Source organism: Qaidamihabitans albus (assembly GCF_016464705.1).
Lineage (GTDB): Bacteria > Actinomycetota > Actinomycetes > Mycobacteriales > Pseudonocardiaceae > Qaidamihabitans > Qaidamihabitans albus.
In genome coordinates this window covers 1-320 of sequence record NZ_JAEHOB010000062.1, presented here as the reverse complement: position 1 = coordinate 320, position 320 = coordinate 1, and the positions used below count along the sequence as shown (strand labels likewise).

The 320-nt window shown below is 37.8% G+C and carries 1 protein-coding gene; it reads right to left on the bottom strand.

Translation table 11 applies throughout. The annotated features are described in order from the left end of the window. A partial coding sequence (locus JAP66_RS33570; RefSeq protein ID WP_199435580.1) for a Kunitz family serine protease inhibitor occupies positions 1-320 on the bottom strand: 320 nt, incomplete at both ends.

Genomic DNA, 320 nt, shown 5'->3' with positions numbered 1-320 from the left:
CTTGATGAACACAAATGGAATAAAGTCCTTATCGTCATCGACAGTCACCAGACGAGGATATCCATTTTTAAAGTTGCTGCCGATATTTTTGCACTGAAGATGAGAGGGACAATGCAGTAACTTGTATACATTTTTCATACCTCGTATCACCAAGTCAGTTTTCTTGATCTTGAAGATGTCGTTTTCATTTCCTACGTTACCACCAGTTACCACCAACTGTTCATCATTAACTTTCCAAACAGTTTCGTCAACACACAACTTTGTTGTTTTAACAAAGAACTTGATATAAACAGCAGTCATTAGACGCACCACATCACCAT